This is a genomic window from Streptomyces sp. Edi2 (assembly GCF_040253635.1).
In the GTDB taxonomy this organism is placed as follows: domain Bacteria; phylum Actinomycetota; class Actinomycetes; order Streptomycetales; family Streptomycetaceae; genus Streptomyces.
The window spans coordinates 8,373,708-8,397,932 of sequence record NZ_JBEJGX010000003.1; the positions used below are offsets into that span (position 1 = coordinate 8,373,708).

A 24,225-nucleotide genomic window follows, 5' to 3' on the forward strand; every position below is an offset into this window, starting at 1 on the left:
GGGACCTTACTGCCTCCTTACAGCGGAGGCCCGTCGCCGTCTTCCTCTTGGTAGGAGTGGCGCCGGCCTCGCCATGCCTCGCCGATGTTGTGGTAGCCGCGCTCTTCCCAGAAACCGCGGCGGTCGGCAGTCATGTACTCGATGCCGCGCAGCCACTTGGGGCCCTTGTAGCCGTAGAGGTGGGGAACGACGAGGCGCAGGGGAAAGCCGTGCTCGGCGGTGAGCGATTCTCCGTTGTGGTGGGTGGCCAGGAGCGTCCGGGAGGAGGCGAAGTCGCTGAGCCGCATGTTGGCGCTGTAGCCGTACTCAGCCCAGGCCATGACGTGTGTGACCTGGGGGGAGGGAGGCGCCAGTTCCAGCAGTGTGGTGGCAGCGACGCCGAACCACTCGTGGCCGGTCGACGTGGGTCCTGTCGCGCAGTGCAGATCGGCGACGACCTCGATGGTCGGCAGGGCCGTGAATGCGTCGAGGGTCCACGTGGGGTTGTCACCCGTCTCGGTGGCGCCGAAGACCTTCAGGTCCCAGCGATCGGGCCGGAACCTGGGGACGGGGCCGTAGTGCGAGACGGGCCAGCCCCGGGCGAGCCGCTGCCCAGGGGGAAGGAGCCCGTCGGTGGTGTACGGGCCACAGCCCGCGCCGGGCTCGTCACGTCCCATCGGATCGATCCTCCCTGCTCGTCGGCAACGCCATATCGCACACATTCTCCTCTACAGGCCGCCGGCGGACTCGGCCGGCATTCGCAGCCGGGCGCGTCGGCCGACTGGCGCGCCCACGGTGCCACCGAAGCCGATGGGCCCGCCCCAGGACCGCTCCTGGCCGGCCCGCACGGTAGACGTCGGCTGAACCCCTCGCCCGAATCTCTCGGCTGAACTCCATGGCTCAAGCACGCGGCACAGCAGCTCAAGCGCTCGGCTCAGCGCAGCAGCGCCGCGACGAAGGCTTCCTCGTGGCGGGCGATGTGCGCCCGGTCCGCCCGGTAGAGCGCGTCGTGGCCGTCGGCAATGTGCCGGGCGAAGGCGGCGACACCGGCTGTGGCCTGTTCGTGCATGTGTCCCACGAGGCGTTCCAGCCGCTCGGCCGCAGTGTGGGGCAGGACTTCGCGGATGGCACGATCGAGCCCGTACGCGTCGGCGAACAGCCGCAGCCGACGTGCCTGATCGGCGACCGGCAGGGGAAAGTCCCGGTTGTCCGGCCCGGTCAGTGGCACGAACCGGTATGCGGCATAGGCGAGGTCCCAGACCCGCGGGCCGGGGTGAGCGGTGTCGAAGTCGATGAGCGCCACGGGGACCCCGTCCCGGTAGACCGTGTTGTACGGGGCGAGGTCACCATGGCAGACCACCTCGGCAGGCTCGCGCGGTGGCTGGTACCACTTGGCGTCCGGAGGCGGAAGGAAACCGGCGGTCGCGTCGTGATAGGCGCGCAACAGCAGGGCGACCGCTTCGAGGGACGCGTCCGTCCGTACGTAATCGGGCAGGGGGTAGTGCGCCACCTCGCCCGGCAGATGGTCCAGGATTTCCCGGCCGTCGTCGTCGAAACCGTGGGCGCGCGGCGCACCGGTGAATCCTGCCTCTCGCAGGTGGCCGAGGAGAGCGTGGACGGTGGGGCTCCATGGCCCCACGGGACGCCGGACCGTCCGCCCGCTGCGTACGACGTGATGGACGCCGCCACCGGCCAGTGATTCTTCGTCGTGGTGGGATGAGGCCATCATTCACGTCCTCCGTATTTTCCTCGTTGACAGGCGAGTTGAGAGGGGGATCGTATGTCACAGGGGGTGAGGGGAGACACGAATTATGGGCAGGTGGGGGAGCGCTACAGTCGCGCTCGCCGGACCGACCCCCGGATCGCTTTCCTGGTTCACGACGCACTCGGCAACGCACGGACGGCCCTGAACGCCGTTGCGGGCGCGTCTCGTCCGAAGCAGGCGCAGGCTCGTACGAAGCGGAGGGCCGGCATGTCCTGCCCGCCCAGTACCGCTCGTACAAGCCGCCGGCTGACGACCCGCCGGCCTGCTCGGGAAGACGAACTACCCGGAATTGCTGTCGGTGCGGGCGAAAATACCTTGCAGCATTCCGGTGGCCTGCCCGACCTCGATCAGGTAGCCATCAGGGTCGCGCAGGTAGCAGCGGACCTCGGCACGCCGGTCGATCGGCGGAGTCAGGAACTCCGCGCCTTTCGCGCTCCATTCGGCGTAGCAGGCCTCGATATCGGCAACTCGCAGGTTCATGAAGCTGGAGATGGTGTCCGGTTCGCCGGGCGGGACCAGCGTCACGTCGGGCTTGTCCGGGGTGGGGCCGCCGCCCGGATTCATGATGATCCAACTGTTGGCGAGCTTCACAATGCAAGGGTTCTCGTCCAGGACGACCTGCCCGCCCAACACCTCGCTGTAGAACCGGCGCGAACGCGCCACGTCACGCACCGTCAAGAAATGTGTCATCAGAAGCCCCTCACTCGGGGCCGGAATACCCTCGTTGCCCATCTCGGTCTCCCTCCGCCGACCGCGATCACACGAAGGCACCGCGATAGGCCGTCGGCATCCCTCGGGAACTCGGGAAACTCGGGGGATTCATGCAGCGGCGGCCAGCGGCAACCAGCGGCAATCAGCCGCCACCAACAGCAGCTAGCGGAGACCGGCAGTTGGCGCATCCTTCACCGACAGAGAGATCAGCCGAAGGTGACCGACACTCTCGCGATGGCCGTGAGCAACCCCGTGGCGCGGCTTACCTCGAAGACATCCGACATGTCCAGAAGTCCCATGCGCCCAAGAGGGCCACACGGCCAACACGGCCTCCGCCTTCCATGTCATCGCGCCACGGTGCCCGCTGCAACCCGTGGACCCATGGCCGGACCCCGACAGGGCTCTCTGCCTCCTCGGGGGACGTATGCCGCCGCGGCCGCCGGACGGGACCTCCCAGCGCCTGCCAGGCGGGACGGGGCCAGGCGGGTGACCATGGAACCACTGGATCCCACCGACCGTGCTCTTTCCTGGAGGAGGCAGACGGCATGACATACCCCTCCGATTCCGCAGGCACCAGCCCTCCGCACGACACCGAACCCAGAGACGTCTCCCCGGCCGGGGGCCTGAACGCCCTGGCGAACATGGGCTGGCAATTCCTGCTCGTCATGGGCCTGGCCGCGATCGCGCTGGGCGTCATCGCCCTGGCCTGGCCCAGCCAGACCCTGCGGGTCGTCGGCGTACTCTTCGGCATCTACCTGCTGGCCACCGGTGTCTTCCAGCTGGCCGCTGCCTTTGGCACACACGTCCCCCGGCACCTGCGGGTGTTGCATTTCGTCGCGGGTGCGCTCTTCATCCTGCTGGGCCTGGTCTGCTTCCGCGGCACCCTGGAATCGATTCTGCTGCTCGCGCTGTGGATCGGCTTCGGCTGGCTGCTGCGCGGCATCATGGTGACCGCCACGGCGGTCTCCGCCGAGGAGATCCCGGCGCGCGGCTGGCAGATCTTCTCGGGAATCATCACCACTCTGGCCGGCATCGTGCTGATCGTGTTGCCGTTCGGCTCGATCGCCGCCCTGACCTTGGTGGTGGGCATCATGGCCATCGTCGTGGGTGCCGTCGAGGTCTTCCACGCCATCAAGATGCGCGTCGAACTCGGCCACCTCACCCAGGGCACAGCCACCAAGCGCCGGCCCATGTTCCACTCCCGCCCCCACCCCCAGCACTGATCACGGTCACGCCGGCCCAGGCAGCGAGGCCGAGGCATTTCGAGCAAGTCGCGTGCCAACTGGCCGATGCGGCCCGCGTGGTGGCCGTCGCCGGCGCACTTGCTCCGCGGCGAGAAGACCGAAAGGGCAAGGGTGGCCAGGTGAATGATCCCTTATGCCGCCCTGCCCTGCTCTGCCCTGTCTGGCCTGGGGCGAGGACGACGGTCGGGCCATCCGGATCAGGCGGTTCTCGGGTTCTCGGTGGTCGCAAAGCGATCTTTCAGGGTAGGCGTTCGATCAGTGGAAGCAGCGAGCGCAAGTGCTGAGCCTCCGAACTCTCCGGCAGGTGGGTTTCGATAGTGTCCTTCTCCCTTCCCTTTCGGCGAGATCAGGGCGCTGACGCCGCAAGTACGCGCGGGCCTTGAGTGTGTGGGCCGGCTGGGAGGCGATTTTGATGCGGTCGGCGTCCTCGAGCAGTGGGATCACGTTCGTGATGTTCTCCCATGTCGTCGTGCTTTGGTCTTCGAGGAGAACTGTGCCGTCGAACTTGAGCACCGACTTCGCGTAGCCGGCCATCAACTGTGCCTCCGCGGCGCTGCTGCTGGTCGCACCGCCGCTGAAGATTACGCGAGTGGCACGCGCACTGTCAGCGGCGATGGAGCGCATTCCATGGCTTTATTCACGAGTTGGGACGGCAGATGTGCGCCTCACCGAGCAGCGCGTAGATGGCGGCGTGTTCGACGTTCATGAGAAGTGACAGTGGCGGTGGGGCGGCTGGCCCTGGATTCGCATCCTCCGGTCGAAGTCCGTGCTCGATCACCGCCTGGTGGCCAGCCAGATGGTCACGGCCGCGGTGGCGGTGAGCCCGACGTTGAGTGCGATCCGGCGGTCTTCGCCGGTCAGGTGCACGGCGATCGCACCGGTCTGCAGAAGGACGAAGCCGATGGCCGCGGCCGGCGCCAGCGAGGGCGCGATGCCGGTCAGCGGTGGCAGGACCAGGCCGGCCGCGCCGAGTATTTCGACCGTCCCCAGCGCCCTGACGGCGGGCAAGGGTATGCGGTCGACCCAGGCCATCATCGGGCGGAGTTGATCGCGGCTGCGGATCACCTTCAGCGTTCCTGCGTAGCAGTAGAAGAGGGCGAGCAGTCCGGCGACGATCCAGTAGGCGATGTTCATCGTTCCCGTTCCTGGGCCACCGGTTCGCGGGGGCCCCGTCGATTGCGTCGATTGCCAGGGCCAGGGAAGCCCCTGGAGAAGGCCCGGTCCGTCGTCCGAGGGGCCGGCGGGGCGGCAGCACCACGGCCTCGCGGGTCGGAAGAAGAGGGGCTGGGCCGTTCCGTCCCGTCGGCTTCAGGCGAGGTTGGTGGCGGGCTCGGTCGCGTAGCGGCTCATCGCATCGATGTTGGCCTGTCGCGTCAACGGCCGGCCGTCGGCGAACACCTCCTGGAGATCCCGGAAGTACTGCACGTACAGGTCCGGGGTGAATGTGCTGAGCATGACGGCGGGCTGGTCGGTCAGGTTGGCGAAGGCGTGCGGGGTGCCTGGCGGGACCGTCACGAGCGTGCCCGCGGTGGCGTCGTAGTCCTCGTCCCCGACCGTGAACCGCAGGGTGCCGGAGAGGACGTAGAAGCCCTCGTCGTGTTGGGCGTGGCGGTACTGCGGCGGTTCCTGGGTGCGCGGGGAGAGGACGGACTCGGCGATGGCGAGGCGGTGCCCGGTGTGGCTGCCGTCCTCCAGAACGCGCATGCGCGTGGTGCCCAGAACGATCGTCTCACCGCCGCCGGGACCCACCACCGATACGGCGGGGCCGGCCTGCGGCTCGCTGGTCTTCGTCTCTTCGGTCATGCTCACGAGTGCACCGCCGGGACCCCGCCGGTGTCCAAGACCCATCCCGCAGCGCCGATACCTCGTGGGTATCGTTGCAGTGTGGAGCTACGGACCTTGCGCTACTTCGTGGCGGTCGCCGAGGAACTTCACTTCGGCCGGGCCGCCACCCGACTGCACATGAGTCAGCCGCCGCTGAGCCGGGCGATCAAGCAGATGGAGGCCGACGTCGGGGCCCTGCTCTTCGCCCGCTCGCCCACCGGCGTCACGCTCACGCCGGTGGGCACGGTGCTGCTCGACGAGGCGCGCGCATTGCTCGACCATGCCGAGCGCGTCCGTGTACGCGTCAGCGCGGCGGCCGGCGCCGCGACCATCACCGTCGGCATCCTGGGCGACGGCACCGACCCGGGAGTGTCCAGGCTGGCCGCCGCCTACCGCCGAAACCACCCCGGCATCGACATCCGCATCCGCGACACCGACCTGACCGACCCGACGTGCGGGCTGCGCGCCGGACTGGTCGACGTCGCCCTCACCCGGGCGCCGTTCGACGAGACCGCCCTGACGGTGCGTGCGCTGCGAACCGATCCGGTCGGCGTGGTCCTGCGCGCCGACGATCCGCTGGCCCGCCGCGACCGGCTGCGGCTGGCCGAGCTGAGCGACCGCCGCTGGTTCCAGTTCCCGCAGGGCACCGACCCCATCTGGCAGTCGTACTGGAACGGCGGCAGGCCGCGCGAGGGGCCAATGGTGCGCGCCGTTCAGGAATGCCTGCAGGCCGTGTTGTGGAACGGCACAGTCGGCCTGGCCCCGTTCGGACACGACCTGCCCGCGGAGTTGGCCCTGGTACCGCTGATCGACATGGCGCCGAGCCGAGTGGTGGCGGTGTGGAACGAAGGTGACACCAGCCCGTTGATCCGATCCTTCGTCGAGATCGCGACAGCCGCGTACCGCCACTGAGCGCCGGCAACTGGTGCTGCCGCATCCCGTGAACAATGCGAACGCTGCGGCGCCCTCGGGACTGCCTCCCCAAGCGGTGAACGTCTGCTGCCCCCTTTCGGGTGCAAGGCGAGGGCGCGGCTATGCATGAGGACCATCGGGAAAGCGAGTTGGCGCGTCGGCAAGTTCGTGTGTCAGTACGTCGCAACGAGCAGTATGGTCCTGCAGGGACAGGCTCCACGGTCGGCCCGCCGCGCCGCCGTGTCCGCACCCCTACGTCCCGGTGTGGCCAGGGCGTTCCGCAACTGGCGACCACCGACGCCCAGAGCAACAACCACACCAGAACAGCAGCCACACCAGGACGACGGCCACATGCGTGACCGCGAGCGTCGCGTTCTGTGGCGCGATGGGACGGCTGGACGCAAGGGACTGCGGTACCGGGCTGAGATGGACGGACGCCGCCTTCGGGCTGAGGACGTTGGACCGCTCCCTGGCTAACGGCTAAAGGTCCCCCCAGCTGAGCCCGCGGCAAGCGTCATGGCCTCCGCGCCGTTGGTTGGACGCCGCGCTGCGTCGAGCGCCAGGTGGTCACACCCTGCCACATGAGATAGAGGCCGCCCATCGGCTTCACCACCGTCATCGCCTGAGCCGACGACACGACGAGGGCCGACAGAAGACCCATCGCGGCAATCGCTGCGTGTTCCAACAGCCGTCACCGGCTTGAGGCGACGTTGAGCCATGTAAGGGGAGGAGAGAGGAGAGGTTGCACCGGTGACGCAACCTCGATCGGGTGCGTTCCCTCTTACCTCACGCAATCGCTTCCACCCGTAACCCTTGTTATCGGGGGCGCTGTTGCAGCGCTGAGTGCCCGTGTGTCTCCGGTCGCCGGGTGCGAGGACGACGATCTGCCGCGGTTCGCCCGTGCAGAGGTAGCCGCCCCCACAGAAAGTGCTCCATGTCTCTCACCGGCCAGAAGATTCTCACCCTGGCAGTGACAGCAACGGCGCTGTGCTTTGCCCTGCTCAGCTGGCCCTCGCCACACCTGTCCCGGGACGCAGCGCCGTCCAGCCTCGGACGTACCACCAGTCTGGTGACCACCCAGGATGCCCCCTGATGTCGCCTGATGTCTCCGCAATCCGCATCAGCGCTATCCGGCCATGGACTGAGTGGCTGGAGCTTGACGGCCCATCAAGCTCCGTCAAGCTTCCTTCCGCAAGCTGCCACCGCCATCAACCGGAAAAGCTTCCGTCCATCACGGCGGCACGACCAGATGCTACGACCGCCCCGAACCCGACATCCCGAAGCGACTCTGCCCTGTAATACGCGACTCTTCCCTGTATTCGTTGCTCCGTTGTAAGGACCGGAATGGCTTGCACCGTGCCGAAAAAATCTTCCGCTCCTCCGAGGAATCGACCGCCGAGACTGTACGCGCTGGACGGGCTGCGTTTCGTGGCTGCGCTTCTGGTGGTGGCGTACCACTACATCACGCTGCGGGATGGCTGGGGGGAGGATTCAAAAGCCATCTCGTCATCCGTGTACCATATTTCGGAGTATGGCTGGCTCGGGGTGGAAGTATTCTTCCTGATCAGCGGATTCGTCATCTGCATGAGCGGCTGGGGGCGTTCGCTCGGCGACTTTGTGGCATCTCGGGTCTCACGGCTCTACCCGGCCTACTGGGTTGCAGTTCTGCTGACGGCGGCAGTTTTGACGGCGTTCCCGGATGTCCGCAGTGTCGGCAGTTGGCAAAATATCCTCACCAATCTCACCATGCTCCAAGAAGGAGTCGGGGTACCTGATCTCGATGACGTCTACTGGACACTGTTCGTCGAGTTGAAGTTCTACCTGCTGTTCGCGATCGTCATCTTCCGCGGTGTCACCTACCGAAGGTGCGTGCTCTTCTGCGGGCTGTGGACAGTGGCCGGAATCTTTTCGCTGGGTTCTCATAATGATCTGCTCACCTCTTGGGCGGTCTCTCAGTACTCCCCATACTTCATCGCCGGAATCGCCTTTTACCTCATCCATCGATTCAGGCCCAACGCCTTGTTGTGGGCCATCGTGGCCGTGTCATTCCTGCTCGCCCAGCATTACGTCCATGGGCGTTTGGTCACAAATCTCGGTGCGAAAGCCGGTCTGGTGGAGGAATGGCCGGCGCGTCTGGTGATCCTGCTGGCCTTCGTGACGATGGGTGCGATCGCTCTGGGGGGTTTCGACCGGCTGCGATGGAGATGGCTGGCGGCCGCAGGGAACCTCACCTACCCGCTCTACCTGATACACATGTATGTGGGCTTTACGCTTATCGACCTACTGCGCCGGAAGGTGCCTGCCGGGCTCCTCCTTCCTGCGATCACTGCGTTCATGCTGGCGGTCTCCTGGATCATCCATCGCTACGTGGAAAGCCCGATGGGCACGAAACTACGGCAGGCGATGAAAAGAAGCATGAAGGAGATGCGAGCATATTCGATGGACTACGAGCGTCCGCGTACCCCTGCTCACGCCGAAGCAGAAGCGGAAGTCCGTTCACGTGTCGATCGAACCGAGCGTCAGAAAGTTCATGCTCCGTAGGTGCTACCGGGGTTCACCAGCGCACACTCGCGCACGTATGCCACCCATGCGGGCGGGGTGGCGGGGTGGCCGGGTGGCGAAGTAGCCGAGAGGCAACCTGCCCCGGTCCGGGAGAGAAGGACTCGCCCGGACCGAGGGCCAGGAGATCAGTCCTGCGAGGTGCCGGCGGGATGGTGGATGTGCAGGGTGAGCCCCGTGATCCGGCCGGATTGGATGACGGGGCCGTGTTGGGTGCCGCCACTGATGTCGTTGTGCACGGTGGTCCCTCGGGTGCCCGCTGCGGTGTTCGCGAGCCGCTGCAAGGAGGCGAGCAGGTCGCGCAGGTCGTCGCCGGTGGCGGAACCGGCCCGTAGAGCATGGTGAAAGTAGGCGTGCCACTGGGCGGTGACGTCATCGGCGGTGTGGGTGCCGTCGGCAGCCCCGACGTCGAGCAGCCGGGACCGGGCGCAGTCCAGGGTGGCTACCGTGGCAGCGTCCGCACCGGCACGCGAGAAGAACCGTCCGGCCAGCTCACGGGCGTGCGTCCAGGAGTCGGTGACCATGAGGGAGACCAGAGTGGTGGCACCCGATGCTGCGAGGGAGGCCAGTTCGCTGTCCATCGTTTCTCCTCCGGGAAGGTTCAGAGTCCGGGCGTTCCGTCGGCCGCGTCGTCAGCCGGTGCGTAACTCGCCGGCGGGTCGAACCTTCTCAGCAGTTCCTCGGCCGTTTCGTGCCGGTCCTGTGTCCTGATGACGTCGGCGATCTGTTTGGCCAGCATGCCCCGCCGCACGTCTTCGCCTGTGAAGCCCATACCGCTGAGGAAGGCTTCGAAATGGTCAGCGGCCGTCGGCTCGCGTTCGAAGGAAGGGGCCGGCCCGTCCACGACTTCCGGTCCGGGCCGCTCACTGTGCGGCCGAGGCATGAATTCCCGCAGGCGTTCGGGTACATCGGTGTTGTTGGCGGCGGAGGTGAGCTGGGCGAGCAGACCGAGGTCCGACACGGTTTTCTCGATGTGATCGTCGTTCTTCGCAAGCCACCAGACCACCGCGCTGCCGGTGTCCTTGAGGACGTCCGCGCCCAGGTACTCGCGCTTGCTCTGCTCGTACTTCCGCTGGTGTTCCCAGACCGCTTTGTCCTTGCGCACGTCGGCGAGCTTGTCCAGCCGCTCCTGATCGTGTTCGCGCAGGGTGAGCGTGACATTGTCCGCCATGACCTGGAGGTGTCCGGTGCGGTCCGGGCGCATCCTGCTGAGCGCACCACTCAGCTCGTGCTGGACGAGTGAAGCCCGGCCGGGCTCCCGCTGTTCCGTGATCGCCCGGGCGCGGTCCAGCACCGTTTCGACGGCGAGGCCCGCCGGGTTGACGACGGGTTCGCCGCCGACGGGTTCGAGGGGGTACCACCGTACGGTCGCGGAGAACAGGACGTCGTAGTCGGCCCACTGGCTGGGCAGTGCCACCTGGCTGACGCGGTGCTCCCGGCGTTCGATGGGCGCGGCGGTGTGCTGCTCCTCGAAGTCGACCGGTACGGAGCCGCGCCGTGTCGCCGCGACCTTGAAGGCTGCCGCGGGCACTCCGGCGAGGAGAACGACGAGGGTGGCCCACGCCCAGGTGGGCCACTCCTGCACTAGGCCGAGGATCGTCAGCAGCAGAGCGCACAGGATGGTGAGGAAGACGGTCGTCGTCTTGCAACTGGTCGTCATGGTGTGGCCCCCCTGGGTGGCACCGGTCGAGAGGGTGCGGCCGACGGGCGGAGGCCCTGGGCCGCGGAGATCTTCTGGAGCAGGTGGTCGGTGGTGGCGACGCCGCGTGCCGCGCCACCGGTGGTGGTGGGTTCCGCTGCGCGGGCCGCGGAGTAGAGCGCTGCGAGATGTCCGCCGTTCCGTCCGGCGGCGTTGACCAGTAGGTCGAGCAGCAGGTCATGGTGGTCGCCGGCGTCAGAGGCGGTATGCAGCCAGCGCTGCGCATACGGCTGCCAGTACGGCTGTGGAAGCTCGGCGAACGCCTCCCGCCAGCCGCTGGTCACACACTCCTGTACGTAGCGCTCGTCCACCAGTGCGCGGGGCGCGCCTCCCGGGTCCGTCAGCGGCACCGGGTCGCAGATCCGCAGGAAGAGACGGGTGTCGGTGGCCGAGGGGGACGACTGCCGGGTCAGGCGGTCGAGCATGCGGCGCCTGAGCCGGCTGCTCGTCGCCACCAGCTCGCACAGGGCGTCCAGCGCGGGTGTGGCCCCGCGCTCACGGCGGGCGAGGTGGTGCAGCCGGACCATCGCCTGGTCGGGATGGGTCGGCGCGATCACATCGGTGCAGACGCGGAGCAGAACGTAGGCGAGATGTCCCGTCAGGTGCTTGTCCCTGCACCACGTGTAGACCAGCTGCCGGAAGCTCCCGCCGTAGCGCTTGTGCTCGAGCCCGGGGGTGAGGGCATGGACAGCCGCAGTCGAACGGGTCGGGGTCGTGGCGTTGGTGCCCCACCCGTCCGCCATGGCCGCCAGCTCTTTCCACTGCCCGGCACGCAGGTACTGGTGGGCGAGCCTTTCCACCAGGTCTTTACGGAGGCCCGCGGTCAGGTGCGGATCGTCCAGCTCCGTACTGCGGGCGGTCCAGACGCCGAGGAGACGTCTGAGGTCGGGCAGGTGGTCCCAGAAGTGGGCGCGGACGGCGGCATCGAAGTCCAGCTTGTCGAACCGGACATGGCCGTCCGGTCCGGCCGACGCGGAGATCTCGGTCAGGCGCTCGGCCAGGTCCTTGCCTTCGAGGGGGGCAATCCTGTCTTCAGGGATCTCGAGGGTACGGAGCAGAAGAGCGGCGGCGTGGTGGATGACGTCGGCATGCGCGCCGTGCAGCATGGCCGTGGTGATCAGCAAGGCCCGCTGCGGCACCTCGCACCGTTCGGCGACGAGGGCGGCGACCTCTTGTCGCCAGGTCTTCCGGGCATCGCGGGCCTGCTCGCACCAGCCGGCGAAACCGTCGCGCGCCGGGTGCGCCGTACGAGCCCGCCGCACCCGGTCGGCGAAGTCCGCGATCTCTTCGTTCGCACGCTGCTCGGCCAGGAAATCGTCCCATGCGGGCGCGGACTGCAGATACTCCTCGTGCGGTATCCCGTGGAGCCGCAGGTGACGCCGGAACACCTCCTGAGCCGGCGGGGGTTCGATATCGGCCCGGTAGAACTGGAGGTCGGATTCCAGCGTGCCGGCGTACGGCATGACGACCACCAGGTGGGCCTGTTGCTCCTGTACGGCCTTGCGGAGCGCAGGCAGATCTCTGCGATTCCTCCACCATCGGGCGCCGTCGGCCTCGGCGAGGTCCAGCAGCAGCCGGTCCCCGGCGCCGACCAGCCCGGCATCCGTGAGAGGGGTCTCCTCCTCGTCGCCGGGCAGCAGTTCGCGGAAGATGCCGGTGTCCCGGTGAAGTTCGTACAGGAGGACGCGTGCCGCGGCGGTTCTGCCGCTGCCCGGCTCTCCGTGCAGGATCACGGTGCTGTGCTCTGCCAGCAGGCGGCGCGCCTCGCCCATACCCGTGGAGTCGACGAACCGCTGCCTGAGCAGGCGGAGTTGGTCATCCGCGATGCGGCGGGGACTCCGGCCGCCCGTCTCCTGCCTCGACGGGCTTGCGGTGTAGTAGTTGTGGATGTCGCCCCAGCCGGCGTGCACCGAGCCGCCGGACTGTTCGACACGCGTGGTGAACGCTTCCTTCACCGTTCGTCGTCCTCGTGCCGCGCCGGCCCACCGAACCGGTGCCGGATATCACCGTGATGGTTGCCTTCGATGTTCGTCATGCCGTCTCCCGAGTAGTGACGGCCACCCGACTCATGGCGGGAGTTCTGATAGATGTTGCCGTGGCCGGAGTGCACGGGCCCGGTCGGCCCCTTGACGACGGTGCCGCCGACGTCTCCGGTGAAGTCCCGGCTCTGTATGGCCGTTCCGTGAACATCGCCGGCCGCGTTGGACACGGAGCCGTCGCCGGGGCCCGGTGCGTCGGCGCGCTCGATGTCATACAGCTCGGGAACCATCTCGGCGACCAGATCACCGAGGCGCTTCAAATCGGCTTCGGCGTTCTGCGTGTCCAGCCGTACGGACTGCAGCTCGGCCAGGCGCGCCAGCTCTTCCGGCAGATCGTCCTTCTTCAGGCGCTCCGTCGTCCTGCCCGCCAGGACGGGGATCACCGGAAGTCCGCAGGCGAATGCCTCCAGGATCTCCTTCCGTACCCAGTCCTCCGGGTCGCCCAGCCTGGACCGGAAGTTGATCCAGTCGGCTCCGATCACCGCCAGCAGCAGAGCGCTGCGGCGCAGGCTCGTCAGCAGGGCATCGGGATAGGCGGTGCCGGGAGGGATGGACTTCGAGGCGCGGAAGGCGCGCTCCTTGCCGAAGCGGTTGGAGAGTTCGTTGTCGATCAGGGCGGCGGTGTCATTTCCGTCGCCGGTGCGGTAGTTGATGAAGACATCGGCCATCGGGGTTCCTCCTCAGGAAGGGGTGGAGCGGGATAACGTGCCGAGACGCGGGCAGAGTTGGCGCACCCCGGCGTGGTCCGAGTGACGGGCCAGGACGCGGGCGAGCCGTCGGAGGTCGAGGGTGACTGTCGCGGAGCGTACGGCCGCCACCCCGTCGAGCAGGGGTTCCGTCAACGTGCAGGCATGGTCGATCTCGCCGTCCGTCGCGTAGGCGAGTGCCCGACGGACGCCGTAACGCACCTGCGTCCGTACCGCGTCGGGGGAGACCCGTGCGAGCTGCTGGTTCAGCTCTTCGGCCGCCTCCCGCGGGCGGCCCAGGTCGAACAGACACCAGCCGGTGACCATGCCGACCGAGTCGGGCAGGTGCATGCTGCCGATCACCGGTGCCTCGGCATCGTCCGAATGGCCGGCCAGCAGCCCCCGGGCCGTGTCCAGGGCGCGCTGACAGGCGTCGCGGTCGCCCGCGAGCGCGTGGCCCTGCGCCTCTCGCTGCGCGGCGAGTCCGCGGATCCGGGAGGGGAGTGTGCCCGTCTGCGCCCGCTGGGCCAGGGCGACCGTCTGCTCGGCATCGTCCTGATACAGCGTGACCAACGCCCGGCGGACCAGCGCATATCCGGCCAGTGCCTGGTCACCCCCGGCAGCCGCAAGATCCACCGCACGCTGTGTCCACCACAGCGCCGCCCGCTCGTCTCCAGTCTCCTGCACCAGCCAGCCGATGTATTCGGCGTACCTGGAGCCGAGCGCGAGCAGTTTCCGGCGGGTACGGGAATCGGCATGCGCGGACAGTTCCCGCAGCGTGTGGGTCTGCGCGATCAGCCCGGGCAGCAGGACGCCGGGCTCGACGGTCTGGCCGAGCCGCCGGTAGTGCGTGAACAGGGAGCGGGACGCCTCCAGCATCCCGGCACCCGTGGCCGTCGAGACCGGGCCCTGACCGCCGGTACGCCAACTCATCAACGAAGCGGCGCCGGCGCTCACGACCTGGCGTCGGCCCAGGGGCTGGAACCAGCCCGAGCCGTCCGGTGACAGCTGCATCGTCCACTCCTCCTCATCGATTCCGCCCGGTGCCGGCTCATCGGGATCGCCGGAAGCGGATGCGGCGACCAGGGCGATCAGTGCACCGTCGGCCCGGAGGGCGGCGTCGCACAGTCGGGCGAGATCGCGGCTGGGGGGCTTGATGCCTCGTTCGACCTTGCTCAGCTGTGCCTTGCTGTAGTGCACGGCGGCAGACAATCCGGTGAGACTGAGCCCGGCGTCCAGGCGCCGCCTCCTCAGCTCCTCACCGAACTCGGTGGACGGCTGCGGCACGGGAACCTCCATAACCATCCATCCAGGTGAACGGGGTTGCTGCACGAAAGAGTGCGGCAACCCCGGCCGGACGGACAAGGCGAATGGTGCTGTTTCCCGTTTCCTTCTCCGCAGTTGAGACGCGGTATTCCCGGGAGCACGGAGCCGTGTGGCGACCGGAGCCCGGCCGGCGAGCCTTGCGGTCAGCGAACCGGGGGCGTGCGGTGTCGTATGACTCGTCCCGCGCACTGTCCGTCCGGGCCCGCTGGCATGATCGGGGTGTGATGAGTGGATCCGGCCGGCCCGGGGCGATGCGGTGTGTGCTGTTCAATGTCGATGGCACGTTGATCGACGCCGTGGACATCCAGCGCCAGGTGTGGCGCACGTGGGCGGAGCGATACGGACTTGACCCCGATGAGGTCTACCGTGTGGCACTGCGGACGCGGCCCATGGAGACCTTCGCGCAGGTCGCTCCGGGCCAGGATCCCGGGAAGTGCCGCGCCGTACTGCACGAGTTGGAGGACGAGGACGTCCGTTCCGGCACCACTACGGCCGTCGGCGGCGCCTCGGAACTGCTGAGCGCTCTGCAGCCCGGGTCCTGGGCCCTGGTGACGTCGAACTATGAGCACCGGGTCCGCGGACGCTTCGCACGGACCGGCCTGCCGGTCCCGGAGGTTCTTGTGGACGGGGCCGCCGTGGTGGAAGGCAAGCCGTCGCCGGCGCCGTATCTGCAGGCGACCGCGCGACTTGGTGCCACACCCCAGGACTGTCTGGTTCATCGAGGACGCCCCTTCCGGAGTGGAGTCCGGGCTGCGTGCCGGGATGACGGTGTGGGGCGTCAACACCCCTGCGGCGGTGGACGGTGTGCATCGTCACTTCGGCAGCCTGCGCGAAGCGGTGCGCGATGTCCTTGCCTTCGTGTCCGGGCCCGCCGGCCGGGGCTGGCGGGATTCAGCGGCAGGGGGATGACCTGATGTGGCGGGTGTGATCTTCGCGTGGCCGGTGTGATGACGTGCCGGCGCCGTTATGCAGGTCACGACGAGAGATACCTCAGCCGACGGGGAGGGCCGCTTCCGGTGCCGGAAACGTCCGTGTGCGCAAGGCCCAGCGGGTGAGCGGCCGGGTGGCGAGGCCGCAGAGTGCGAGGAGGACGCCGAGTACCACCCAGCCGGGCTTGCCCCCTTGCAGGCACAGAGTGGTGAGCACGACCGGTGACGCGGCACGTACCACGCCGTCAGCCAGGTTGAAGGAGCCCTGGTACTGCCCTTGGGAGTGTTCCGGGGCCAGCACGTAGCTGATTTCGAATGCCCCTGCGGCCAGGCCGAGTTCACCCGAGGACAGAAGGAGCACGCCGACGAGCAGCAGGGCCGTGGCGACGAGGGCGGGAACCCCTGCGGCGAGCGCGAGAGCAACACAGCCGGCGAGGGACAGGAACCCCGCTCCGCGGAGTGCGGTGGCAGCGGCCAACGGGCCTCTCACCCAGCGGGTTGCCCTGACCTGGAACAGAACCACCACTGCCGTATTCAGCACCAGCAGTGCGGAAAGCCACCACCGGGGCGCCGCGGTGTGCGACACCAGCCAGAGCGGCAGAACCAGGGACACCACGTCGTACTGGAACCCGATGACCCCGCACAGCAGCGACAGGGCGAGGTACGGCCTGTCCCGCAGGGCCTCCATGCGCCGCGCACCCGGAGGGCGTGGCACCGGCCCCACGGAGGGGACCTTGAGCAGCAGGCCCGCCGCTGCGAGGAAGCTCAGCCCGTTCGCCAGGATCAGAACGGTGTAGCCCGCCGCCGAGTCGAGTTGGAGCGCGATTCCGGCTGCGGCGGCGCCGATGTCCATCCCGAGGTTGGTGACGGCGCGGAGGTGGCCTCGGATGCGGGTACGTTCTCCGGGCTCGCTGATCCGTGCGACGAGGGCGCCACCGACCGCCTGGGCGCCGCGTTGGCCGATGGCGGCGACCGTGACCAGCGCGAGAAAGGCGGCGAAGGAGTGTGTCATCGGGAACAGGAACATAGCTGTCGCCTGGACACCTTGGGTGGCGACGTACAGTCCCCGGGGCCCGACGCGATCGGCCACTGCGCCGAGGGGGAGGCCCGACAGGATGCCGACCAGCATCGAGATCGCAAGGCCGGTGCTCACGTCCGGCACACTCAGTCCGACCACGCGGGTGAAGAACAGCATGCTGCCGGCCAGATAGAGCCCGCTGCCGACGGTGGTGACGAAACTGGCGGTCGTCAGGAAACGTACCGGGCCACGGAGTGCATCGGTCGTCATATACGCCTCTGCGGGGCGCCGTTGGTCTCCTGCTTGTACACGTTGCTTTCCTTCGAATCGTGTTCTGGGGTTGTTTGTGTTCCGGGGCGGTGGGTTTCCAGGACTTCGGGGTGGTGTGGTGCCTATGTGCCCCGTCGGGTCTTTGACCTGCTGCTCACGGTCACACCGTCGCTCACCCGCTTCACTGCCGATCACCGGCACACCGCCGTGCAACCGGCACACCGCCGCGCCGCGCCGCGCCGCGAACGCGGGCACGGGGCTCGCGCAGGGAACGGCCGCCGACGAGGACGGTCTACAACTGCCCGCTGGTGCGCTGGTCTGCCGGTGCGCTGGGGCGTCCTCGCTCCGGGTACTCGGCAGAGTGGACCTCTTCCCTCGCGAACGGCCCTCGCGAACGGCCCTCGCGAACGGCCCTCGCGAACGGCCCTCGCGAACGGCCCTCGCGAACGGCCCTCGCGAACGGCCCCGTGAACGGCCCCCGCGAGTGGCTAAGAAGGGGCCAGTTGCTCGCGCATGGCCGAAAGGCACTCGGCCCGATAGGCCTCCAGACCTGACGTCGCCGCCCGTTTCCTGCGGTTGAACTCGTCGGTGTTCACCCAGGTAACGATCAGGTCCGCCAGGGACGGATGGCAGCCGTACCGTGCAGTCATCCCGTCGACATGGTCACTCAACGGATAGAAGGCCGGCAGGAGCGCGGGAAGACCGAACCGGACCATGCCATTGATGTTGCCCGTGACGCAGGTCCGGCCGCGGGTCTCGACAATGCCGTTACGTGTCAGGCGCTCGGCCACCGGCAGAAGGAGAAAGTCCGTCTCCGCGAGAGTCCGGTCGAACTCCGCCTGGGCGACGTAATCGGGGTGATCTCGTAGTTCGACCGAGGGAGCGACCGCCTTCCTCGCCGCTTCGACAGCAGCCTTGGTCTCCTCAGTGGCGTGCTCCCCCAGAAAATCGACTCGTAGCCGCCTCGTCAGCCGCGGGGCGGCGACTTCCAGGGCGGACAGAACTTCGGCGTGGTTCCTGCCGGAATACAGCCTCCCCGGAATGCAGCACCGCACCTCGTCCCTCACGAACTCCGTAGGCGGATGCTGCGGGTAGGCGATGTTGATGGCGCGGCTCCGCAGGGGGTCTCCGGATTTCATGAGCCGGAGATCCGGAAGAAGCACGTCTGCCGCACCGTCGAGAACGAGCTTCGCGATGGCAGCGCTCGGCCGGTTGCCGTCCGACGAGGTGAAGGTGTGGAGGTTGTGTACCAGGCAGTGCCAGGTGGCTGACGTCGCGCTCGCATCGGAGAGCAGACCGCACAAGGCATCGACCGGGGTGATGATGAAGAGGTGATCCTGTGAGCCGATCGAGGGTTTGCATTTCTCCAAGAATTCAGCGTACGGCAGACCTGGGGGAGACACGTGCCACTCGACTGCCGAGGAATCGGCGGCCTCCGACTGTGCGGCACAGAACGGGTTCGTATAGACGGTCGGTCTTGCCCCGACGTCAAGGGTTTGCCGTATGAGGCTTTCGAGGACCTCACTGTGTGCGCTGAACTCGATCAGGCCGATCTTCATCGGGTTTTCTCCGTCAATGGTGAGCGCCCCGCGGGGCCGGAACCTCCAAGAGGATCCGGCCCCGCGGGATGGGTCCGGGGATCAGGGACCGCCTGACCGTCGTGCCGCAGGCCGGGCAGGGCTGCGGCACGACGGGTCGGCCGGGCTGGCATGCCTGGCGATACTCACCCCGACGGAGGGTGCTCTTCCAGAAAGAGTCCTTCCTCGACTAACAACCGCAGCAGTGGGACGACGTCTTCGGCCGGGTCGAAGGCGGGGGCCCATCCTGTGGCTTCCCCGAGAGTGAACGACTCGTGGCGGAAGAGATTTTCAATGAGTTCAGCAGGAGCGCCGTCGAGCGTGATCTTCCGCGTACCGAACAGAATGCGGTGCTGTTCGGACTCGGCGTCGTATTCAACCTTGACGGCGTTGAAATGCGTTTTCCGCAAACGCGTGTCGCTGTTCGTGGAGAGCGGATGGAACCCGGACTGGCTCGGGAGGCTGACCTCCCGGTGACGACTGTCCTGGGTGGTCAGATGATGGTCGAGATAGGCCTTCACCAACTGCTCGTCGTCGGCCAGCGCGGCGATTCTTCCCATCAGTCCGCGCACATGATCGGCGAGTTGTATCGTGTCGCCTCCGACCACCGGCGGGAGGTTGCGCCGCCACTCCTCCTCGTCCGCCAGCCACTTCAACCAGTAGACGCCTGTGCGGCACGTCACCCCCAGCGTCAGGTGCAAAGAGGGCTCGCCACCGGCCACCGCGTAGTGCCAATGGCCACGTGGAATGTAGAGCACGTCCCCCGGACGGAGTTCGGTCTCGATGTAAGGGGGGCCCTTGGGCTCTCCTGTGTCGGCGGAGACGTTGTTGTATTTGTCGAGCGGGTATTTGTACGTCTCCTCGGAGACGACCCATCGCTTCGTCCCCTCGATCTGCAGGATGAAGACTTCATGGTCGTCGTGGTGCTGGTCGAACCCCTGTTGCTCAGGCCAGGAGCAGTACATGTTGACCTGACTCCGGTGGCCGATCGCACGCTCGATCGCCGATGACAGTTCGGCGATCGCAGGAAGCCGCGCCTGCACTTGGTTGATGATGAGGGTGTAGCCGTCCTGGCAATGCCTGATCCACTCCTCAGGCGTCTCAGGCTGGTCGTAGATCTTCCTGCCTATGGCCGCCAGGCGGATTTCTTCACCGAAACGGAGACGGTGGAAATTGAGAAGGTGGTTGAGCTGATCCCAAGAGAAGAGCGGGCGGAAGCGGTCCCGGTCCTGCCCGCGTAAGACGACGCCCCGGGTGGTCCAGTTCTCGCGAAGAAATTGGTCGAGGGGCATCGGGGCAAGCAAGGATTCGAGATCGAACACGCCATTCCTCACGGGGTAAAGGGGGTGCCCGGTGACTCCAGGAGCCACCGGGCGGGTCAGGACAGTGACTCGACCCCTGCCCTTACACGTCCTTCTGGTCGACTTCGAGGTTCGGCACGCTCTTGACCTGGGCTGTCTTCACCGTCTCGGCAGAGAACCCGATCCTCTTCGGGCTGCGGGCCGCGTGAGACCCGGTCTTGGGAGCTGCGGAAATCTTGGCCATCGATGACTCCTCAACTAGGGGACTTACCCTTTCATTCGTACTACTTACTGTCGCCAACTACCGGAAACGTGTGAAAGGTCATGAGGCGATACATTGAGCCATAATTAGCAAATCGCTTGCGCAGCCGGGCGCTCGTGTGATCTCGGGGGCAGGCAAGTTCAACGGCCCGGCGGCACGATACGAGGAAGCATCGAAGTCATCGAGGCCATCGAGGCCGTCAAGGAGGCAGACGGCGGCCGCGAGCCGTTGGGGGGGCGAGCTGTCCGGCTCCGGCTCCGGCTCCGTAGGCCGGCGTGGCGGGGAGGTGCCCGGCGCAACTGGCTGAACGGCGGTCCCTGACCACGAGGTCAAGGAGCAGGCGTAGTTGGCGCGAGGTGCGAGGTGCGAGGTGCGGGGTGAGGGATGCGGGATGTGGGCCCCCTCAGCACATCCCTCTTCGTGTCGATCCTGTGCATCTTTGCAGTCGGGGACATGGAATCCGGACGAGGCCGCCCATCTCGCCGGGTAGCGGCTGTCTACGCCGTGATAGCACGGAGTGATCCGATTCAAGGGAGGCTACGTCCGCATGGGCATCTTCAGCCGTCGCCAGACCGCGACTACCGAGCCGACGCAGGCTGTTGGCCTCCGTACGCCTTTCCCGGCGGCCGAGGCCGCCGAAGTCGCACTCGACCCCACCCTTCGTGCGCTCACCGGGCAATGGACCATCGACCGCCCGCACAGTCGCATCGGATTCTCCGTGCGACACGCGATGGTCACTACGGTGCGAGGTGCCTTCACCGATTACGACAGCGCGCTGTATTTCGACGGAGCGCAGCCTTCCCAGTCCCGGGCCGAACTCGTCATCCGGGTCGCCAGCGTCGACACGGGCGTAGAACAGCGGGACGCGCACCTCATAGGCACCGACTTCTTTGACGCGGAGCGCTACCCGGAGATGGCATTCCGCAGCAGCTCCACGATCCACGTGGGCGCAGAGAACTTCCGCATGACCGGGGATCTGACCATTCGCGACATCACTCGTCCGGTCGAGCTGCAACTCGCCTATCTCGGCTCGGTGTTGGACCCATTCGGCTATGAGCGGGCCGGCTTCGACGCGACCACCACCATCGACCGCACCGATTGGGGCCTGGTCTACAACCAACGCCTGGAAGCGGGTGGCGCCATGGTGAGCGAGAGGGTTCGGCTGCAGTTCGACATCTCCGCGATCCGGTCCGTGCCCCTGGCGTAGTTGTCCTGAAGATCGTCTCGACGTCACTGCACGGCAGATCGCGGTCCCTGGTGGGCGAGTTGCGCCTCTTCGTCTGTCCACTTCTCCGCCGCTCGATGGTCTTCTGACGGAGCATCCTGATGCCGTCGGCCTCACCACCGCGGGCCAGGACTTGGGGGAAGCGGGCGACGGAGCGGGCGTTGCCGTGGCCGTTGGCCGCCCGGATGTCAGCGGCCCGTCACTGCAGGGTGTTGGCCACGGTAACGTCCACGGCAGGACCGTTCAGGGCCTTGCCGGCTGGGGTGTGTTCCGAGGGCGCCGTCGGCCTCGCGAACAACCATCGCAATATTCGCGTGCGCGCGTACGGCGCCCGCTGCTAGCTTTCGATCATGGCAATTTGCAGCAACTTTCTCTGACGGGGTTCGTCGACAGACGCGGCGCGCCGTTGGCCCAGTGGCCCGGCGCCGGTTCCGTGTACTCGTCGACGCATCGCTCGTCCGCCCGTGTGCGGACGAGCGGCTGTGTTCTGAACCTCCGAGCCGAGAAATGAGCTCTCCCTGTGCCTGTTCATCCCTCTTCCCGCACTGTGCTTGCCGATTGGTTCCGCGAGCACTCCACCACCCTGGCCACCCTTGATCCGCAGGAGTCCCTCGACGATCTCGAAGCGCTCCGGGAGATCGTCGGCGACGCCCGGGTCGTCGCGATCGGTGAGGGCGCCCACTTCGTCGAAGAGTTCTCGCACGCACGCCAACGGGTGCTCCGTTACCTCGCCGAACGCTGCGGATTCACCATCTTCGCCATGGAGTTCGGCTTCGGCGAAGCCTTCCCACTCGACCGCTGGCTGCAGGGGGAGGGGAACGACGGTGCCCTGGCAGAGGTGAGCCGGGCCGCCGCCGAATGGGGCGCCTCAGACCTCCTGAACTGGCTGCGTCACCACAACCGCACCAGCGCCCACCCCTTGCGCTTCGCCGGCATCGACGTTCCCGAAGCCGGCGGGGCGCTACGGCCCGCCCTGGAACCGGTGGCCGACTACCTGCGAGAGGTCGACCCCGACGCACTCCGCCTCGTCGATACGGCCCTGGAGGTCAGCGACCGGTTCCTCGAGGGCTGCGGCTCCGGCGCCGCGGCCGGGCCTGCTTGGGCCGGGCTTCCGGTGGCCGAGCAGAACGAACTGACTGCCGTACTGGCGCGGCTGTTGCTGCGGCTGCGCGCCGTCGAACCGCTCTACGTCTCCCGCAGCAGCCAGCGCCGCTTCGACATCGCCAGGCGCAGGGTGGAAGCGGCCTGCCACACCGACTACATGTTCCAGGCGATGAACGCCCTGCTGTCCGGCCGGGGCCTGGCAGCGGACCTGTCGGTGCGAGAGATCTACATGGCCGAATCGGTCCGTTGGCACCTGGAGCACGCCGCACCGGGGGACCGGATGGTCCTTGCCGCACACAACAGCCACATCCACAAGACGGAGCTGGAGCTCGGCGGTGGCCTCACCGCACTGCCCATGGGCCAGCACCTCCACCGGATGCTCGGCCGGGACTACCGCACAGTGGCCCTCGTCCACACCGCCGACCATGTCCCGGAGATGTACCCCGACCAGGGCGTCGCAGTGGGCTTCACCCTTGCCGAAGCCCACCTCGATCCTGCCGAGCCCGGCAGCGTCGAGGCCGCCCTCACCGACGCCGGACTCGCCGACCACATCACCTTGACCGACTTGCGCCACGCACCACGCGATGTTCAGGGGGCACCACTGCTCAACGGCATCCGCTCCCAGAGCTCCCCTCTGAGCAGCCCAGTGCCTGACGCATTCGACGCCGTACTCGCCGTCCCCACAGCCACCCGAGACCGCACAGTGCGCTTCTGACCCACCCGAACCCGACCAGGCGGGGCCTCCGGACGGGGGTCCCGCCTGCCTACGTTCCACAGCGGCGAGCCCCGTGCCGCCGCCCCTACCGAACGCGGGACACGAAACCCGTGAGGTAATGCCAACCGGGCCCCACCAAAACCTCACTGAGGGGCTGTTGATACGCGCCTCCGCTTTATTTTTTCGCTTGAGTTGCTTTCTACGCCGTCCGGTGTCGGCTTGGTGAGGGTGATCAGACCGGGCTCGGGTCCGGGATCGTGTGCTCGGATCTGACGGCGACGGCGGGGGCAGCGGCGGTTGCTCCGGGAACTGTAGCCCCGCTCTTCGCACATATGGTCCGCCCGCGCACGCGGGTCCCCGCCCAGGTCCTCCCACCCCGATGATGCAAACGATAGCTGCGTGACGCTGGGCCGCCGCGGCCCTCCAGGTCGCGCGAGCCACCATCTGCAGTTGCTGGTATCGCCGGTGTTGTTGGCGTGGCTGGTTACCCTTGGGGCGGGCGGACGGTGTCGGGGTACTCGCCGCTCTGACAAGGGCTACAGCGATGCCCGGCTTTTCCCCGGGGCGGGGTGTCGCCTTGGCGGGGATGCTGCATCCATGCGTTTAGTGATCGTTTATTGGGGCTCGGCAGGATGTGAAGTGTCGAGAAGGATCCTTCACAGGGGACGGTATGGCCAAGCTCTATCTGGAGAAGCTCAAGTGCGTCACGACTGAGGGCTGGAGCGGCTTCGACGAGCCGAGGCTTGTTGTCCAGGATCGTGGCACCGTGTGGAACGGGACGGTGCTGGGAGACCGGATGTACACCGTCAAGTACGACTGCGACTTCACGGGAACGATCGCCGTCTCTCTCGGGGAGGCCGGCGCAACAGCCGGGGACGGCAGGCTCGGGGAACAGTGGATCACGGATACGCCTGGTGAGCGCAGTCTGCGCTTCAGGGCGGATGGTGCCGAGTACAACCTGCTGTATGCGGTGGAGTAGGTAGCTCGAACTGAACCAGGTAGCTCGAACTGAACCACGTAGCCGCCCGTCGGCCCTGGATGGAACTCTGCCGCGCAGAAGGCAAGGCATACCCGCGCTGT

At 67.3% G+C, this 24,225-nt stretch carries 21 protein-coding genes and 2 pseudogenes; 8 read left to right on the forward strand and 15 right to left on the reverse strand.

Going from position 1 to position 24,225, the window contains the following annotated elements:
• Positions 1-17 precede the first annotated feature (17 nt).
• The 3 genes from ABR737_RS39970 to ABR737_RS39980 all read right to left on the reverse strand — a co-directional run bounded on the left by ABR737_RS39970 (position 18) and on the right by ABR737_RS39980 (position 2,476).
• Positions 18-656: a molybdopterin-dependent oxidoreductase gene (locus ABR737_RS39970; RefSeq protein ID WP_350256051.1), complete on the reverse strand. Its 639-nt coding sequence runs from the start codon at positions 654-656 to the stop codon at positions 18-20.
• Between the two features lie 257 nt (positions 657-913).
• Positions 914-1,708 carry a phosphotransferase gene (locus tag ABR737_RS39975; RefSeq protein WP_350256052.1) on the reverse strand — a complete coding sequence of 265 codons (795 nt, stop codon included), beginning with the start codon at positions 1,706-1,708 and terminating at the stop codon, positions 914-916.
• 315 nt (positions 1,709-2,023) lie between these two features.
• Positions 2,024-2,476: a VOC family protein gene (locus tag ABR737_RS39980; RefSeq protein ID WP_350256053.1), complete on the reverse strand. Its 453-nt coding sequence runs from the start codon at positions 2,474-2,476 to the stop codon at positions 2,024-2,026.
• 524 nt (positions 2,477-3,000) lie between these two features.
• Here ABR737_RS39980 and ABR737_RS39985 point away from each other — a divergent pair.
• The gene (locus ABR737_RS39985) at positions 3,001-3,678 is read left to right on the forward strand and encodes an HdeD family acid-resistance protein (RefSeq protein ID WP_350256054.1); all 678 of its coding nucleotides are present in this window, start codon (positions 3,001-3,003) and stop codon (positions 3,676-3,678) included.
• Between the two features lie 276 nt (positions 3,679-3,954).
• On the opposite strand, the pseudogene ABR737_RS39990 reads toward ABR737_RS39985, so the two are convergent.
• The 3 genes and pseudogenes from ABR737_RS39990 to ABR737_RS40000 all read right to left on the reverse strand — a co-directional run.
• Positions 3,955-4,326, reverse strand: a pseudogene (locus ABR737_RS39990) (YdcF family protein); the annotation flags it as partial.
• A gap of 147 nt (positions 4,327-4,473) precedes the next feature.
• A complete protein-coding gene (locus ABR737_RS39995; protein WP_350256055.1) occupies positions 4,474-4,833 on the reverse strand; it encodes a DoxX family protein in 360 nt (119 codons plus the stop codon).
• Between the two features lie 174 nt (positions 4,834-5,007).
• The gene (locus ABR737_RS40000; RefSeq protein WP_350256056.1) at positions 5,008-5,502 is read right to left on the reverse strand and encodes a cupin domain-containing protein; all 495 of its coding nucleotides are present in this window, start codon (positions 5,500-5,502) and stop codon (positions 5,008-5,010) included.
• Positions 5,503-5,583: 81 nt separating this feature from the next.
• On the opposite strand from ABR737_RS40000, the gene ABR737_RS40005 reads away from it, so the two are divergent.
• From ABR737_RS40005 to ABR737_RS40015, 3 genes are all read left to right on the forward strand, one after another.
• Complete coding sequence (locus tag ABR737_RS40005; protein ID WP_350256057.1) at positions 5,584-6,435, forward strand: LysR family transcriptional regulator; 852 nt, start codon at positions 5,584-5,586, stop codon at positions 6,433-6,435.
• Between the two features lie 934 nt (positions 6,436-7,369).
• The gene (locus tag ABR737_RS40010) at positions 7,370-7,528 is read left to right on the forward strand and encodes a hypothetical protein (RefSeq protein WP_350256058.1); all 159 of its coding nucleotides are present in this window, start codon (positions 7,370-7,372) and stop codon (positions 7,526-7,528) included.
• 251 nt (positions 7,529-7,779) lie between these two features.
• Positions 7,780-8,976 (forward strand): acyltransferase family protein, encoded by a 1,197-nt coding sequence (locus ABR737_RS40015; protein WP_350256059.1) that lies wholly within the window; start codon positions 7,780-7,782, stop codon positions 8,974-8,976.
• A 146-nt stretch (positions 8,977-9,122) separates the two neighbouring features.
• On the opposite strand, the gene ABR737_RS40020 is transcribed toward ABR737_RS40015, so the two are convergent.
• The 5 genes from ABR737_RS40020 to ABR737_RS40040 are packed head-to-tail and all read right to left on the reverse strand — an operon-like array spanning position 9,123 to position 14,705.
• Complete coding sequence (locus ABR737_RS40020) at positions 9,123-9,575, reverse strand: hypothetical protein (RefSeq protein WP_350256060.1); 453 nt, start codon at positions 9,573-9,575, stop codon at positions 9,123-9,125.
• 20 nt (positions 9,576-9,595) lie between these two features.
• A complete protein-coding gene (locus ABR737_RS40025) occupies positions 9,596-10,654 on the reverse strand; it encodes a hypothetical protein (protein ID WP_350256061.1) in 1,059 nt (352 codons plus the stop codon).
• Positions 10,651-12,648 (reverse strand): nSTAND3 domain-containing NTPase, encoded by a 1,998-nt coding sequence (locus tag ABR737_RS40030; protein ID WP_350256062.1) that lies wholly within the window; start codon positions 12,646-12,648, stop codon positions 10,651-10,653. Before ABR737_RS40030 ends, ABR737_RS40025 begins: the two co-directional genes overlap by 4 nt.
• Complete coding sequence (locus ABR737_RS40035; protein WP_350256063.1) at positions 12,645-13,400, reverse strand: toll/interleukin-1 receptor domain-containing protein; 756 nt, start codon at positions 13,398-13,400, stop codon at positions 12,645-12,647. Before ABR737_RS40035 ends, ABR737_RS40030 begins: the two co-directional genes overlap by 4 nt.
• A 12-nt stretch (positions 13,401-13,412) precedes the next feature.
• Positions 13,413-14,705, reverse strand: coding sequence for a helix-turn-helix domain-containing protein (locus ABR737_RS40040; RefSeq protein ID WP_350256064.1), 1,293 nt, complete (start codon positions 14,703-14,705; stop codon positions 13,413-13,415).
• Between the two features lie 290 nt (positions 14,706-14,995).
• On the opposite strand from ABR737_RS40040, the pseudogene ABR737_RS40045 reads away from it, so the two are divergent.
• Positions 14,996-15,653 (forward strand): annotated as a pseudogene (locus ABR737_RS40045) (HAD family hydrolase).
• Between the two features lie 81 nt (positions 15,654-15,734).
• On the opposite strand, the gene ABR737_RS40050 reads toward ABR737_RS40045, so the two are convergent.
• From ABR737_RS40050 to ABR737_RS40065, 4 genes are all read right to left on the reverse strand, one after another.
• Entirely contained in the window at positions 15,735-16,961 is a 1,227-nt protein-coding gene (locus tag ABR737_RS40050; protein WP_350256065.1) for an MFS transporter, read from the reverse strand.
• 488 nt (positions 16,962-17,449) lie between these two features.
• Positions 17,450-18,520 carry a hypothetical protein gene (locus ABR737_RS40055; protein ID WP_350256066.1) on the reverse strand — a complete coding sequence of 357 codons (1,071 nt, stop codon included), beginning with the start codon at positions 18,518-18,520 and terminating at the stop codon, positions 17,450-17,452.
• Positions 18,521-18,684: 164 nt separating this feature from the next.
• Entirely contained in the window at positions 18,685-19,860 is a 1,176-nt protein-coding gene (locus tag ABR737_RS40060) for a cupin domain-containing protein (protein WP_350256067.1), read from the reverse strand.
• Between the two features lie 82 nt (positions 19,861-19,942).
• The gene (locus ABR737_RS40065) at positions 19,943-20,083 is read right to left on the reverse strand and encodes a hypothetical protein (RefSeq protein ID WP_350256068.1); all 141 of its coding nucleotides are present in this window, start codon (positions 20,081-20,083) and stop codon (positions 19,943-19,945) included.
• A 565-nt stretch (positions 20,084-20,648) separates the two neighbouring features.
• Here ABR737_RS40065 and ABR737_RS40070 point away from each other — a divergent pair.
• The 3 genes from ABR737_RS40070 (at position 20,649) to ABR737_RS40085 (ending at position 24,124) form a co-directional block, all read left to right on the forward strand.
• On the forward strand, positions 20,649-21,308 hold the full coding sequence (locus ABR737_RS40070; protein ID WP_350256069.1) for a YceI family protein: 660 nt from the start codon (positions 20,649-20,651) through the stop codon (positions 21,306-21,308).
• A gap of 538 nt (positions 21,309-21,846) precedes the next feature.
• Positions 21,847-23,145, forward strand: a complete 1,299-nt coding sequence (locus tag ABR737_RS40075; protein ID WP_350256070.1) for an erythromycin esterase family protein — start codon at positions 21,847-21,849, stop codon at positions 23,143-23,145.
• A 670-nt stretch (positions 23,146-23,815) separates the two neighbouring features.
• Positions 23,816-24,124, forward strand: a complete 309-nt coding sequence (locus ABR737_RS40085) for a hypothetical protein (protein ID WP_350256071.1) — start codon at positions 23,816-23,818, stop codon at positions 24,122-24,124.
• Positions 24,125-24,225 lie beyond the last annotated feature (101 nt).